The organism is Sinorhizobium chiapasense, from assembly GCF_045277575.1.
Lineage (GTDB): Bacteria > Pseudomonadota > Alphaproteobacteria > Rhizobiales > Rhizobiaceae > Ensifer > Ensifer chiapasense_A.
Genome location: NZ_CP144205.1, coordinates 3,067,983 through 3,080,913, shown reverse-complemented (window position 1 = coordinate 3,080,913; position 12,931 = coordinate 3,067,983). Strand labels below are relative to the sequence as shown.

Here is a 12,931-nt window from a genome sequence, read left to right as displayed (position 1 = left end):
GACCGGGCGCTCTCGCGATGAATTTGTGATCTCCTTGACGACGCGGCGTCGCTGACCTGTCCTTGCGGACAAGGACTCGTTTACGCGGATGAAACCTCCCGCTGGATCCATTCATTCTCGGGCAGCGACCTGCTGCCGTTTCTGCTGACATCCTTCATCATTGAACTGACACCGGGACCGAACATGGCCTATCTCGCCATGGTTGCGGCCTCGGAGGGGCGTCGGCCCGGCATCGCGACGGTCGCCGGCTTGGCGCCTGCCGCCTCCTTCGGGGGTAGCCTGTCAGGCGGTCGCGCGGCGATAGAGGGCGAGCGAACCGGCGAGCGCCAGTAGCGCGCCGCCGCACAGCCGGTCGAGCCACACGGCGCCGGATTGCTTGAGGAAGGCCGTGGCCTGTGCGCCGAGCAGCGCATAACCGAACATCACGGCAAGATCGACCGAGGCAAAGACGAGGGCGAGGATGGCATATTGCGGTGCTTGCGGCGCGGCTGCGTCGATGAACTGCGGCAGGAAGGCGGTGAAGAACAGGTAGCCCTTGGGATTGCTAACCGCGACGAGGAAGCTCTTGAGGAAGATCGCGACAGCGGAAACGGGTTGACCGGAGCCGCTTGCCTCCGTTGCGACCTGGATCGAGCCTTTCGACCGCAACAGCATGATGCCGAGAAAGGCGAGATAGGCCGCCCCCAGCCATTTGACGACGGTGAACCAGAATTCAGAGGCCGCCAGGAGCGCCCCAAGACCGAGTGCGACCGCGCCGATCAGCACGAAATCAGAGAGAACCGCGCCAATCATGCCGGCGGTTGCGCGTTTTACGCCGTACCGCGAGCCGTTGGTGAGTGCGAGCAGGACCGTGGGGCCTGGTGTTGCGATGCCGATGAAGGCAACCAGCGCGAATGCGAGTATTGTCATGTCGGTCATGATATCCTCCCTGCGTCTTCCGCGCTGTAGTCGTCCCACAGCTTTTGCGCGTGTGCAATCCTCTTCTGCGCTTGCGTGATCGCCGGTTTTCCAGGCCGAGTTTGACAGCATAGCCGGCATCCCCTATGGAGACGGCAGGGTGAAGGTCCCTGCCGTCCGCGAGCGTCATGCTTTGGTGAAGTCCTTCTTCGAGACACGGTCAGCCGAATCGGCATGCGAACCGGTGGCAATGCGGACTCCCATCTCAAGGAATGCATGCCGCTGCAGGAGACCCTCTCATGACGCGCGGATCAACCACGCTTCCCTCACTCGATACGCTGAAAGACCAGGCGAAACGCCTACGCACCCGCCTTGCATCCGAAGGCGAGGCCATCGGCCACTCCCGATCGCTCGAGCTGATCGCTGCCCAATACGGCTATCGCGACTGGAACACGCTGCATGCCGCCGTCGGCAACCGGCCGCCCTTCAATCCCTGGATGCTGGGCGCGCGGGTGAAGGGGCGCTATCTCGGCCAGGCTTTCGAAGGCGAGATCCTGTCGGTGCAGGCGTTGACGACGCAGCCCGGGCGGTATCGCCTGACGATGAAATTCGACGAACCGGTGGACGTCGTCACCTTCGAGAGCTTTTCCGCTTTTCGCCAGCGGGTGACCGCGACCGTAGACGAGACGGGAAGGACGATCGAAAAAACCTCGAACGGGCTTCCTCAACTCGAACTCGAATGGTGACGCCGGCGCCTCACCATCATCGTCCCATCTGCATATCCTGTGGTAGCTCCCCGAGCACTGTAGGCCGAAGAAGCGGCTCCGCTCCGATGGATCAGACGATCGTCTGGTCCATCTCCGCTGCAGGGACCTCGTCGACGCGGTGAATGCGCACCACCATTGCCGGGACGCCCGCGACCGTTGTGCGCGGCGGGACGGGTTTCAACACAACACTGCCTGCCGCGATCTTGCTGAATGCGCCGACCTCGATGTTGCCGAGGATCTTGGCGCCGGCGCCGATCATGACGCCGCGGCGGATCTTCGGATGCCGGTCGCCGGTTTCCTTGCCGGTGCCGCCGAGCGTGACGTTCTGAAGGATCGATACCTGGTCCTCGATGACAGAGGTCTCGCCGATAACGATGCCGGAACCGTGGTCGAGCATGACCGCGCGCCCGATCCGGGCGGCCGGGTGGATATCGGGACCGAAGACGAGCGAGGCGAGGTTCGAGAGCCAGTTGGCGACGTCCCTGCGGCCCTCGATCCAGAGCCGATGGGCGGCGCGATAGGTCTGCAGCGCCTGGAAGCCCTTGAGGTTGAGGAGGACATGCAACAGGCCGGGGCAGGCGGGATCGCGCTCCATCACCGCCTGAAGGTCCGCCTCGGTGGCGGTGAGAGCGTCGGCGTCCGCTTCGAAAACATCCGAAAGCAGTTCTGCCAGCGATCGTTCGTCGACGCGGGCGACAGAAAGACGATTGGCGACAACAGCTGCGAGCACCGCTGCATCCGACCGGGCCCCGGTGATCAGCCGCAACGTTTGCGCCATGACCGGTTCGCGCATCGCGAGCGCCCGGGCGTCCGCACGGATGAGGTTCCAGACCTCACCGTCCGCCAGCGAGACAACGGTCGAGCCTGCATAGAGGGGAGCTTCGGCGCCTGCGGTCATTGTTCGCCTGTTATCCCGCGATGTCGACGACGCCGCAGTCACCCTCGGCCGAACCGAAGGCGAGCTGCCGGCCATCCTTGTTCCAGGCCATGGCGGTGATGGCGCCCTTGCCAGGGCGGCGCAGCAGCACTTCCTTGCTGTCGGCAAAGCGTGCGCCGAGGATCATGCCGTCCTGATAACCGATGGCGACGATGTCTTCGGCCGGATGGCAGCAGACGGAGGTCACCATGATGTCGGCGCGGGTACCGAGTTCCAGCGGCGCCTTGCCCATCGGCCCATCCTTGCCCTGGAATGGCCAGACGATCGCAGCCGGTGCGCCGGAGGAGGCAAGCCACTTGCCCTTGGCCGACCAGGAGAGCGACTTCACCTTGGCCGGATAGCCGGTCATGCGCATGTGGCGCGCCTCAGTGCCGGGCTTGGCATCGAGCTTCCAGCCATGCAGTGCGTTTTCCTGCATCGTGGTCACGAGGAAGCGGCCATCGGGCGAGAAGGTCACGCCGGTGTGTGCGCCCTTCCATTCGAGATCGATCGGCTGGCCGGAGGTGCCGACCCAGTGCATCGAAACGCCGTTGTAGCGAGCGGCGGCGATGCGCAGACCCTTCGGGGCGAAGGCGAGGCCCTCTACGGTGCGCTCCTCGGCGAATTCCTTCGTCGTGCCGTCGGCCAGACGCACATGCGTGGTCTTGCCGTAGGCATAGGCGACGGCGCCCTGGGGGCCTGCGGCAACTTGCGCGATCCACTTGCGCGGCGCTTCGGCGACCAGCGAGGTGGTGCCGTCGGCGGCCGTACGCATGATCTTGCCGTCTTCGCCGCCCGTCAGCAGCGTATCGTTCGCTTCGTCGACAACGAGCGACAGCAGGCCCTCGTGGACCTCCGTCGTCTTGTGGCCGAGGTCGAGGCGGTGAACGGCACCGATGGCTTCGGCGAAGAAGGGAACGCCTTTGAGAAAGGCCACGCCGACGACGTGACCTTCGAGATCGAGAGGAGCGACGGTCGGCATCAGTTCGGCTGCGCCTCGCATGCCTTAAAGGTGCGCTCGAGCTTTTCACGGTCGAGATCGCGGCCAATGAAGACGAGTCGGCTTTCGCGCTTCTCGCCATCCTTCCAGGCGCGCTGGTGGTCGCCCTCGATGATCATGTGCACGCCCTGGACGACGTAACGCTCGGCGTCGCCGGCAAAGGCGATGATGCCCTTCAGGCGCAGGATGTTCGGGCCGTCCGTCTGGGTGATCTTCTGGATCCAGGGGAAGAAGCGGTCCGGGTTCATCTCGCCGCCGCGCAGCGAGATCGACTGCACCGTCACGTCATGGATCGGCGAGGGCGCGTGATCGTGGTGATGATGGTCGTGATCGTGGTCATGATCATGGTGGTGGTGATCGTGATCATGGTGGTGATGGTCGTGATTGCAGTCCGGACCGCAGACATGATCATGGTCATGATCGTCCTGGTCGAGGAAATGCGGGTCGTTTTCCAGCGCCTTTTCGAGGTTGAAGGCGCCCTGGTCGAGGACCTTCGCCAGATCGATGTCGGAGCGTTGCGTGCGGTAGATGCGCGCCGACGGATTGATGACGCGCACGGTCGCTTCGATACGCTCCAGTTCCTCCGGGGTGACGAGGTCGGTCTTGTTGAGCAGCACGACGTCGGCAAAGGCGATCTGGTCTTCCGCCTCGCGGCTGTCCTTCAGGCGGAGCGGCAGGTGCTTGGCGTCGACGAGCGCAACGACGGCGTCGAGCTCGGTCTTGGCGCGCACGTCATCGTCCATGAAGAAGGTCTGGGCAACCGGAACCGGATCGGCAAGGCCGGTGGTCTCGACGATGATCGCGTCGAAACGGCCGGGACGGCGCATCAGGCCTTCCACCACGCGGATCAGATCGCCGCGCACGGTGCAGCAGACGCAACCGTTGTTCATTTCGTAGATTTCCTCGTCGGACTCCACGATCAGGTCGTTGTCGATGCCGATCTCGCCGAACTCGTTGACGATGACCGCGTATTTGCGGCCATGGTTCTCGCTTAGAATGCGGTTCAGGAGCGTCGTCTTGCCGGCGCCGAGATAGCCGGTGAGCACGGTGACGGGGATCGGCTTCTGCGGGGATGTTTCGGTCATGGGAACCTCTGGGATTTCCGGATGCGGGAGCGGGCATCCTGCTGCATGTTTCCTTTAATCGCCGCTGATTAAAGGACAAAAACATGCAGCAGTTCAAAGTGCTACAGCGACCTTCGCGCGTCTGATCAGACGCGCGGCGCTGTGGTCGCGTTTTCATATAGGAGATGCAGCGGCGATGCGCAAATGGCGCTGATGATTTTGCCGGCCGCAAGGCGGTGGTCGCCGGAGCACTCGATAACCCTCCCTTCATCAAAATCGGCGAGAGTCCGCGCCACATCGTAGGGGTCCACAGGTGAAGACGATTTCCATCAACGGCCGGTTCTTGACCCAGCCGCTTACCGGCGTGCAGCGCTTTGCCCGCGAGATGACCCGGGCGCTCGACGCGCGCATTGCTTCCGGCCAGGTACCGCATGTCCTGAAGGGAGTGCGCTGGCGGCTGCTGATACCGGGCAAGACGGTTGACGACCTCGGTCTCAAGGCGATCTCGGTCGAATCCTTCGGCTCGGGGCCGGGCCATGTCTGGGAGCAGGGAGCGCTCTACTGGCGGGCGCGGCGCGACACGCTCATCGGCTTCGGCGGTAGCGGTCCGGTGCTGCATGGTGACCAGGTGGTGGTGATTCATGACGTTACGCTGTTTCGCCACCCGGCCTCGTTCGGCCGCGGCTACCGGCTGTTCCACGGGACGCTCGGCTACCTTCTCACGCGGCGGGCGAAGATCGGGACGGTCTCGAACTTCTCGCGCCGGGAACTCGCCGACGTCTTCCGGGTGCCGGCCGCCGGCATCGATGTGATCTACAATGCCACAGACCACTTCGCAGCGCTTCGGCCGGACGAGGGGATCGTCGAGCGGCTGGGGCTTGGCGACACGCCGTTCTTCCTGCTCGTCGGCACGCTGAAGCCCAACAAGAACGTCGAGTTCGCAGTGCGCGCTTTCGAGGCACTTGGCGCCGGTAACCACAAGCTCGTCGTCGTCGGTGGCACCGATCCGACCGTGTTTCGCGACGTCGCGCCGACGTCGAAGGGTAACCTGATTTTTCCGGGCCGCCTGGCGGACGAGGAGATCGCCGGGCTGCAGCGGCGCGCCGTGGCCTTCGTCTTCCCCAGCCTCTACGAAGGCTTCGGCATCCCGCCGCTCGAAGCGATGACGCAAGGGTGTCCGGTCCTCGCGGCCGATATCCCGCCGGTCCGCGAGGCCTGTGGCGATGCCGTTCGCTATTTTGATCCGATGGCGACGGAAACACTCGTTGAGGCAATGCGGACGATCTCTTCTGACGAGGCGTTGCGCCGGGAGCTTACACGTGCCGGCTTCGACAATGCCAGACGCTTTTCCTGGGATGGAAGCGCGGTCATGCTGCTCAATCTGCTGGCCGCACGGCGAGGCTGACCGGCGGGTCTCCCGACGTCGATCAGAGTTCCAGCATCCGCAACGGGTCCATCCGGCCACGCAACAGATCCAGGAACGCGACGATGTTGCCCTTGAGGCGGCCGCGCCGGTCGACGAGGCCTTGCGGCTTGAGGCTACCGAGCACGTTGGCGGCGATGTTGCCGCCCATCAGCCTCAGCGCCCATTTCAGGCTGACGGTGCCTTTGCGGAAGAGATAGAGTGGATTGGCGACCTGCGAGTAACCGAAGCGCAGGCCGGAGGTGCGACCGCGCTTGTTGCCGAGATGCACGCCACGCAGGGCCTCGCTCTTGACGATCCGGCCTTGCCCGGCGAGACGCCGGCAGAAATCGACATCTTCCTGCCAACCGTAAAGCGGCAGGCGCTCGTCGAAGCGGGCTCCTTCGGCTGTGATCGCCGAAAAACGGAAGACCATGTTGCAGCCATAGGCGTTGTAAACCGGCGTCGGCAAGCCATCTGCTGTCGTCGCGTCGTCACGGCGCAGGATTGCCAAACCATCCTCGACAGGCAGGCCCGGACCGTGAATGCCGTCGGCAAGAACGAGGCCCGTTGCCACGACGATGGCCGGTTCGGCCCGAAAGAGCTTTTGCGCCTGCTCTAGAAAATCGTTGCGCGGCAGGAAATCGTCGTCGAAGAAGACGAGCAGCCCGGCGCTCTCGGCGGAGCCCAGAATGGCGTTTCGCTGTTTCGTCAGTCCGCGCTCGCCGGCGACGATCGTGACCGGGACTGGCAGTGCTCGGACAAAAACCTCGTCGACATCGTCGGGCGCACTTGGGCAAACGAATATCGCGTCGGGTCTTCGCGTTTGCCGCGTCAGGTGCAGCAGCGTTTCGGAGAGGACTTCGCGGCGGCCCGCGGTCGCTATGCCGACGACGATGTTCATGAAGCGCTCCCCGCTCGGTTTCAGGGCGATCTAAGCGGAAATTCGTGCAGTTTTTCTTAGCGCCTATCTTCTTGGCGCCTAGGCTGCGCTGGGTCCCGGCGTCCGCATCATCAGCCGCAACCGGTTGAGCGCGAGCAGGCAGAGCAGACCGCCGAAGGCAATGCCGGCACCGATGGTGACGTAGCCGGTTTCACCGGAGAGGGAGAAGGCCAGAACGGCCGCACCAAGTCCGGCGGCGGCGAGGAGCACGGGTGGCCAGGAGAAGTCGAAGGCGAGCGAGGACATCAGGCGCAGGCCGAGCAGAGCGGCGAGGATCGCGCCGATGGCGCTGCCCCAGGCGAGTGCCGCATCGTCTGCCCCCGCGAGCATCCGGGCTGCCAGCGCTCCAAGGCTCAGAAGCACGCAGTCGGCAACGGCGAGCAGCAGGATCAGCGCCAGGCGTTGCCTCAGATGCAATGGCGTCGGCAGCATGATCTGCGTCAGCGTGCGAACAAGCGAGAGCACGATGATGGCCGGGGCGGTGGCGAGGAAGCCTCGTTGCAGATCCGGGCTGACGACAAGCCAGGCAGCGGGCAGAAGGACGGCGAAGATGCCGGCTGCCATCATCAGCGCGAAGCTCGTCAGCAGCGCGTAGTATCGTCCGAGTTGTCGGGCCAGGTCCGAGCCGTTGCCGGCGCGGTCATGCGCGGCGACGATCTCCGGATACTGGATCGCCTGGAGGGCCGAAACGATGAGCACGAATGGGCGTTGCAGCAGGTCGAGCGCGAGCAGGGCACCGGCGGCGCTTGTCGCGCCGAGCGCCGAGGTGAGGATCGCTTTCAGCGCCAGGGGCGCGAACATGGCGGCGGTGGCGGCCCCGGCCGAGACGCTGCCATAGACCAGATGCTTGCGGAAACGGGCACCGTCGAGCGCGGCGGCAGGGCGCGTGGCCGCGCGGCGCGAGAGCAGGAATGCAAGCAAACCATAGGCAGCGTAGCCGGCGAAAAGGCCGGTAACGGTCGAAAGGAAGCTCGGCGAAACCAGCGCTCCGGCCAAGGTGCCCGCGGCAAGAATGGTGGCGCGGGATCCCTGCAACACCGAGAAGGCGCGAAAATCCTGGCGGAAACGCAGCATGGTCAGGTGCAGGTCGCTGCCGCCTTGCGCAATCGAGACCAGACCGCCGACAAGCGCCACGACGGGCGGCACACCGAAGAGCAGGGACGTGCCCGCCGCGATCAGGCACAGGACGGCGCAGGCCATGGCCTCGATCAGGATTGTGCGTCGTTCCGCCGCTTCGCTCTCCGCGTCTGGTCCAGGGTAGAAGCGCGTGCAGGCAAAGCGCACCCATTCGAAGGCGGCGATCGCCGCGAACTGACAGATGGAGATGAAGAGCGAGTAGCTGGCATAGTCGGCCGGCGCCAGCCAATGGGCGACGACGATCAGCAGGCCGAAGGCGATGACGGCCTGGTAGAAATAGGCGCCGAGCGCAACGATCTTCGCCATGGGGTTCTCTGTCTTTCGTTTCGCGTTTGTGATAGCGCAAAACCGCAAACAAAGTGTTTGCCGGACCGCCGCCTCCGTCCTCAGTCGAGGTCGACCGGATCGAAATCCCTCATGTCTTCCAGCAGTTCGAGAAAGCCTTTGACCGCATGGGCGATCAAGCGATCACCCCGTGCTGCCGTGGCGGCGGCGGCGTTTCCGGCAACACCCGCGGTGTTGAGGTCGCGCATCTTCCAGCCGAAGGCATGCGGGCCGTAGGCGCGCAGGTGCTTGAAGCGCTCTGCAAATTCCTTCTGGCGGGAGCGGAAATCGGACGCCTTCGCCATGTCGACCTTGTCGGGATGGAGCGCCAGCATGACCGATGTCTCGATGTCGCCGCCGTGGATGTCCAGCGCCTTGTCCTCCGGCCTGATCCAGCCGTCCGGTTGGCCGAAGCGGGTCCAGCTCGTTGCAACGGCCAGCATGTTGAAGCGCACGCGCGCTTCGGTGGCGACGATCGTCATCAACGGCGAGTTGCCGCCATGGGCGTTCAGCATCACGAATTTGCGGATGCCTTGCCTGTGAAGATCGCCGGCAATGCCGAGCCAGCGCTCGACCGCCTCGCCATAGGCAAGCGTTCGGCTGCCGGCGACATCCATGTGTTCGATCGAGTAGCCGACCGGTTCGGCCGGCAGGAAAGTCACGGGCAGGTCGGCGGGGAGCGCCGCGATCGTGCGGGAGACGATGCCCTCGGCAATCAGCGTGTCTGTTTCGAAGGGCAGGTGAGGGCCATGCTGCTCATGGGCGCCGAGCGGCAGCACGGCAATCCAGTCACGGCGGGCGCCCTCCGGAAGGTCGGCCGGATTGTCCTGCCATCGCGGTTCAGGCATCGACATTTCTCTTCGATCCTCCACGTCAATTGTCGTAAAATTGTTATTTGAGTCATACAGTTCGTAATCGCAAGCTGTATTGTTATAAGTGTTCGACGCAGAGATTCGGCAGGAGGTCCAATGGGCAAGAAGAACAAGGCCGAAAAGAAAGGCAAGAACGGGAAGAAGAAGGACGAGCTCCTGACAGAGCCGCACGATCTTGCCGCTATCCTTGTCCAGGCTGCGCGGTCCATGCGCACCGTACTTTCCCGTAATTTGCTCGAAAGTGGTCTCTACGCCGGACAGGACGGCGTGATGCTGGCGCTGGCCGAAACCGACGGCATGACCGCGGGTGGCCTTGCCGCCAGGCTTGGGGTCAAGGCGCCGACCATGACCCGCACGATCGGCCGCATGGAGGCGCAGGGCTTCCTCGAGCGCCGGCCGGACGAGGACGACGCGCGGCTCACCAAGGTCTATCTCACCGAGCCCGGCCGCAACCGCCTGCAGATCATCGCCGAAGCCGGCCAGCATTCGGAAAAGCTCGCGACACGCGGCCTGACCGAGAAGCAGGTGCGCACCCTGATGAAACTGCTGCGCGCAGTCGACAGCAATCTCCAGGCCGCCCGGGCCGCCGACTAACCCCCCTTGTTCGCCGCATATTGCCGTGGCGATTTAAACAGTTTAAATAGGGATTTAAATTCATGGCACGCGTGCGTCCATTAAGACGTACGAAAGAGTGCCGCAAGGCATGCCGCAACAACCTCATTCGGATTGGATCGTGGGGTTGATGTGGCCGGGGGCGAAACAAGGCTTAGAGGGGGCATCGTGGCGCAAAAGGTCAAGCTTTCGACAATCGCGGAAACACTTGGTCTATCGACGGCAACGGTATCCCTGGCCCTGCGCGACAGTCCTTTGGTCGCAACCGTCACTCGCGACAAGATCAAGGAACAGGCGCGCGCGCTCGGTTATATCTACAACCGCCGCGCAGCCAGTCTCAGAACATCCCGCTCAGGCATCATCGGCGTCGTCGTGCACGACATCATGAACCCGTTCTACGGGGAAATCCTGAAAGCGATCGAGGCCGAGCTCGACCGTGACAAGCAGACCTTCATTCTCTCCAACCACTATGACTCGGTCGAAAAGCAACGCGACTTCATCGAGACGCTGCTGCAGCTCGGCGGCGACGGCGTGATCATGTCGCCGGCGATCGGCACGCCGCTGGAGGACATCCAGCTTGCCGAGGACAACGGCATGCCGGCAATCCTGATCGCCCGCTCGATCGAGGGCGTGGACGTGCCGATTTTCCGCGGTGACGACGCCTACGGCATCTCGCTTGCCACCAATCACCTGATCGGCCTCGGCCATCGCTGCATCGCCATGGTCGGTGGCACGGACCAGACGTCGACCGGGCGCGACCGCTATCAGGGCTATGTCAACGCGCTGCGCAAGGCCAATATCGAAGTCGATCCGGAACTGCGCATTCCCGGCCCCCGCACGAAGCAGGGCGGTTTCGAGGCGGCGGTGCATCTGCTCTCCCTGCCGCAAAAGCCGACAGCGGTCGTGTGCTGGAACGATCTGGTGGCGATCGGCATGATGAACGGCATTGCCCGCGCCGGTCTGGTGCCCGGCGTCGATATTTCGGTCACCGGCTACGACGATCTCGAAGAAGCGTCGATCGCCACGCCGGCGCTCACCACCGTCTGGAACGGCCAGGCCGATGTCGGCCGCAGTGCTGCCCGCGCGCTCCTTGACAAGCTTTCCGGCAGCCACGAACCCGACGGCATCCATCTGATCAAGCCGGAAATGCGCATCCGCCAATCGACGGGCCCGTTGCGCGTCATCGCCTGAGACTTCCCTCCCGACAGGAGTTGCCCATGTCCAAGAGTCGCACGCGCGTTCTCGTGCCCGGAAAGATCCATCAACGGGTGATCGATCGATTGGCCGAGCAGTTCGAAGTCATCAGGATCGAGAGCGCCGATCCGGCTTTGGTGATGCCGGACATGCAGGACGTGAAGGCGGTTGCCGTTGCCGGCCGGTTGCCGGGAGCCCTGATAGACGCCCTGCCGCAGCTCGAGATCATCGCCAATTTCGGCGTCGGCTACGACGGCGTCGAGGTCGCACATGCCGCCGCCAAGGGCATTGCCATCAGCAATACACCGGATGTTCTGACCGAGGAGGTGGCCGATACTGCGATTGGCCTGCTGCTGAACACGCTCCGGCAATTGCCTCAGGCAGAACAATGGCTGCGCCAGGGGCGCTGGCGCCGCGAGGGCGCGTATCCTCTGTCGCCGTTGTCCTTGCGCGGTCGAAGCGTCGGTCTTTATGGCCTCGGGCGCATCGGTCTTTCGATCGCCAGACGGCTCGAAGCCTTCGGCGTGTCGATTGCCTATCACACGCGCAGCCCGCGCGAAGGCCTGCCCTATGCCTACCATTCGACGCTCGTCGGCCTCGCGGCGGCCGTCGATACGCTCATTGTCATCGTGCCCGGTACCGAGGCGACGCGGCGGACGGTGAATGCCGAGGTGCTTACAGCGCTGGGCAGCAATGGCGTGCTGGTCAATGTCGGCCGCGGCTCGACGGTCGACGAAGCGGCGCTGATCGCGGCGCTTCAGGGCGGGATGATTGCCGGTGCCGGCCTCGACGTCTTCGAGAACGAGCCACACGTGCCGGACGCGCTGATGGCGCTGCCGAACGTTTCGCTCCTGCCGCATGTGGCCTCGGCCTCGGTGTTCACGCGCAACGCCATGGCCGATCTCGTTGTCGACAATATCGAAGCCTGGTTTGCGACCGGGAAGGCGCTGACGCCGGTGCCGGAGACGCCGTTCACGCGGCGCGCGGGTTGATACCCGGCATCGTTGCCTCGAGCGATGATAGGAAGCAGAAGCGTCAGGCGGCCAGGCGAGCAGCGGCGTAAGTCCGCACGGCGTCGCCGAAGGCCTTGAACAGGCTGGCCGAGGGGGTGTCGGTGCGCACCCAGTATTCCGGATGCCACTGTACGCCAACGGCAAAGGCCTTGGCGCCGATCACCGAAACCGCTTCGATCGTGCCGTCGTCAGCGACCGCCTCGACTGCCAGGCGCGGAGCCGCGGCACCGATCGCCTGCCGGTGCAACGAGTTGACGCGGATGCGGCCGGCGCCAAGTACCGGAGCGAGGCAGCTTCCTTCCTTGACGATGACGTCCTGGCGGATGCCATAGGCTACGTCGAGTTCCTTCACGTCGGGCTTGCGGTGATCCCAGATCCCCGGCTGGTCCTGGATTTCGGTCGCCAGCGTGCCGCCGAGCGCGACGTTCAGCTCCTGAATGCCGCGACAGATGGCGAGCAGCGGCACGCCGCGCTCCAACGCCCGGCGGATCAGCGGCAGGCTGGTCGCGTCACGGCCGGGATCGAAGGGACCATCGGTGTCCTTGGCCTCCCGGCCATAGAGCGATGGGTGAACGTTCGAACGGGCTCCGCTTGCAAGCACGCCGTCGACGCGATCGAGGATTTCGTCGATGTCGTTCCCCGTTTCGAGCGCCGGAATGAGGAAGGGCATGACGCCGGCGCCTTCGACGGCGGCGCGCACGTATTGATGGGCAACGACATGCCAGACATTGCCGTCGAATTCGCGGAAATCGCAGGGGATGGCAACGACAGGTTTCGACATCGTCAGGCT

The 12,931-nt window shown here is 64.2% G+C and carries 13 protein-coding genes; 5 read left to right on the top strand and 8 right to left on the bottom strand.

Annotated elements, in window-relative coordinates; genetic code table 11:
- Nucleotides 1-282: 282 nt before the first annotated feature.
- Nucleotides 283-918 (bottom strand): LysE family translocator, encoded by a 636-nt coding sequence (locus QM996_RS14900; protein WP_500268134.1) that lies wholly within the window; start codon nt 916-918, stop codon nt 283-285.
- Between the two features lie 278 nt (nt 919-1,196).
- Between QM996_RS14900 and QM996_RS14895 the strand changes: the two genes are divergently transcribed.
- Complete coding sequence (locus tag QM996_RS14895; RefSeq protein ID WP_500268133.1) at nt 1,197-1,643, top strand: glyoxalase superfamily protein; 447 nt, start codon at nt 1,197-1,199, stop codon at nt 1,641-1,643.
- 91 nt (nt 1,644-1,734) lie between these two features.
- On the opposite strand, the gene cysE is transcribed toward QM996_RS14895, so the two are convergent.
- The 3 genes from cysE to QM996_RS14880 are packed head-to-tail and all read right to left on the bottom strand — an operon-like array spanning nt 1,735 to nt 4,665.
- Entirely contained in the window at nt 1,735-2,562 is an 828-nt protein-coding gene (gene cysE, locus QM996_RS14890; protein WP_500268132.1) for an LbetaH domain-containing protein, read from the bottom strand.
- 10 nt (nt 2,563-2,572) lie between these two features.
- Nucleotides 2,573-3,562, bottom strand: coding sequence for a WD40 repeat domain-containing protein (locus tag QM996_RS14885; protein ID WP_500268131.1), 990 nt, complete (start codon nt 3,560-3,562; stop codon nt 2,573-2,575).
- Nucleotides 3,562-4,665: a CobW family GTP-binding protein gene (locus QM996_RS14880; protein WP_500268130.1), complete on the bottom strand. Its 1,104-nt coding sequence runs from the start codon at nt 4,663-4,665 to the stop codon at nt 3,562-3,564. The genes QM996_RS14885 and QM996_RS14880 overlap by 1 nt, the downstream gene beginning before the upstream one ends.
- 292 nt (nt 4,666-4,957) lie before the next feature.
- On the opposite strand from QM996_RS14880, the gene QM996_RS14875 reads away from it, so the two are divergent.
- Nucleotides 4,958-6,049 (top strand): glycosyltransferase family 4 protein, encoded by a 1,092-nt coding sequence (locus QM996_RS14875; protein ID WP_500268129.1) that lies wholly within the window; start codon nt 4,958-4,960, stop codon nt 6,047-6,049.
- Between the two features lie 22 nt (nt 6,050-6,071).
- Here QM996_RS14875 and QM996_RS14870 read toward each other — a convergent pair whose 3' ends face one another.
- The 3 genes from QM996_RS14870 to QM996_RS14860 form a co-directional block, all read right to left on the bottom strand.
- Entirely contained in the window at nt 6,072-6,950 is an 879-nt protein-coding gene (locus tag QM996_RS14870) for a glycosyltransferase family 2 protein (protein WP_500268128.1), read from the bottom strand.
- A 78-nt stretch (nt 6,951-7,028) separates the two neighbouring features.
- Nucleotides 7,029-8,432 carry a polysaccharide biosynthesis protein gene (locus tag QM996_RS14865; protein ID WP_500268127.1) on the bottom strand — a complete coding sequence of 468 codons (1,404 nt, stop codon included), beginning with the start codon at nt 8,430-8,432 and terminating at the stop codon, nt 7,029-7,031.
- Between the two features lie 80 nt (nt 8,433-8,512).
- Nucleotides 8,513-9,304 (bottom strand): creatininase family protein, encoded by a 792-nt coding sequence (locus QM996_RS14860; protein ID WP_500268126.1) that lies wholly within the window; start codon nt 9,302-9,304, stop codon nt 8,513-8,515.
- A 114-nt stretch (nt 9,305-9,418) separates the two neighbouring features.
- Between QM996_RS14860 and QM996_RS14855 the strand changes: the two genes are divergently transcribed.
- The 3 genes from QM996_RS14855 to QM996_RS14845 all read left to right on the top strand — a co-directional run bounded on the left by QM996_RS14855 (nt 9,419) and on the right by QM996_RS14845 (nt 12,120).
- The gene (locus tag QM996_RS14855) at nt 9,419-9,916 is read left to right on the top strand and encodes a MarR family winged helix-turn-helix transcriptional regulator (protein WP_173520329.1); all 498 of its coding nucleotides are present in this window, start codon (nt 9,419-9,421) and stop codon (nt 9,914-9,916) included.
- Nucleotides 9,917-10,102: 186 nt separating this feature from the next.
- Nucleotides 10,103-11,125 carry a LacI family DNA-binding transcriptional regulator gene (locus QM996_RS14850; RefSeq protein WP_065375395.1) on the top strand — a complete coding sequence of 341 codons (1,023 nt, stop codon included), beginning with the start codon at nt 10,103-10,105 and terminating at the stop codon, nt 11,123-11,125.
- A gap of 26 nt (nt 11,126-11,151) precedes the next feature.
- A complete protein-coding gene (locus QM996_RS14845) occupies nt 11,152-12,120 on the top strand; it encodes a 2-hydroxyacid dehydrogenase (RefSeq protein ID WP_500268125.1) in 969 nt (322 codons plus the stop codon).
- Nucleotides 12,121-12,163: 43 nt separating this feature from the next.
- Here QM996_RS14845 and QM996_RS14840 read toward each other — a convergent pair whose 3' ends face one another.
- Nucleotides 12,164-12,922 carry a gamma-glutamyl-gamma-aminobutyrate hydrolase family protein gene (locus QM996_RS14840; protein WP_500268124.1) on the bottom strand — a complete coding sequence of 253 codons (759 nt, stop codon included), beginning with the start codon at nt 12,920-12,922 and terminating at the stop codon, nt 12,164-12,166.
- Between the last annotated feature and the right edge of the window lie 9 nt (nt 12,923-12,931).

What these genes read in the sequence shown, in the direction of transcription:
- QM996_RS14880 (WP_500268130.1), bottom strand. Translation starts at nt 4,665, where the DNA reads ATGACCGAAACATCCCCGCAGAAGCCGATCCCCGTCACCGTGCTCACC.
- QM996_RS14865 (WP_500268127.1), bottom strand. Translation starts at nt 8,432, where the DNA reads ATGGCGAAGATCGTTGCGCTCGGCGCCTATTTCTACCAGGCCGTCATC.
- QM996_RS14855 (WP_173520329.1), top strand. Translation starts at nt 9,419, where the DNA reads ATGGGCAAGAAGAACAAGGCCGAAAAGAAAGGCAAGAACGGGAAGAAG.
- QM996_RS14845 (WP_500268125.1), top strand. Translation starts at nt 11,152, where the DNA reads ATGTCCAAGAGTCGCACGCGCGTTCTCGTGCCCGGAAAGATCCATCAA.
- QM996_RS14860 (WP_500268126.1), bottom strand. Translation starts at nt 9,304, where the DNA reads ATGTCGATGCCTGAACCGCGATGGCAGGACAATCCGGCCGACCTTCCG.
- QM996_RS14900 (WP_500268134.1), bottom strand. Translation starts at nt 918, where the DNA reads ATGACCGACATGACAATACTCGCATTCGCGCTGGTTGCCTTCATCGGC.
- QM996_RS14840 (WP_500268124.1), bottom strand. Translation starts at nt 12,922, where the DNA reads ATGTCGAAACCTGTCGTTGCCATCCCCTGCGATTTCCGCGAATTCGAC.
- QM996_RS14870 (WP_500268128.1), bottom strand. Translation starts at nt 6,950, where the DNA reads ATGAACATCGTCGTCGGCATAGCGACCGCGGGCCGCCGCGAAGTCCTC.
- QM996_RS14895 (WP_500268133.1), top strand. Translation starts at nt 1,197, where the DNA reads ATGACGCGCGGATCAACCACGCTTCCCTCACTCGATACGCTGAAAGAC.
- cysE (WP_500268132.1), bottom strand. Translation starts at nt 2,562, where the DNA reads ATGACCGCAGGCGCCGAAGCTCCCCTCTATGCAGGCTCGACCGTTGTC.
- QM996_RS14885 (WP_500268131.1), bottom strand. Translation starts at nt 3,562, where the DNA reads ATGCCGACCGTCGCTCCTCTCGATCTCGAAGGTCACGTCGTCGGCGTG.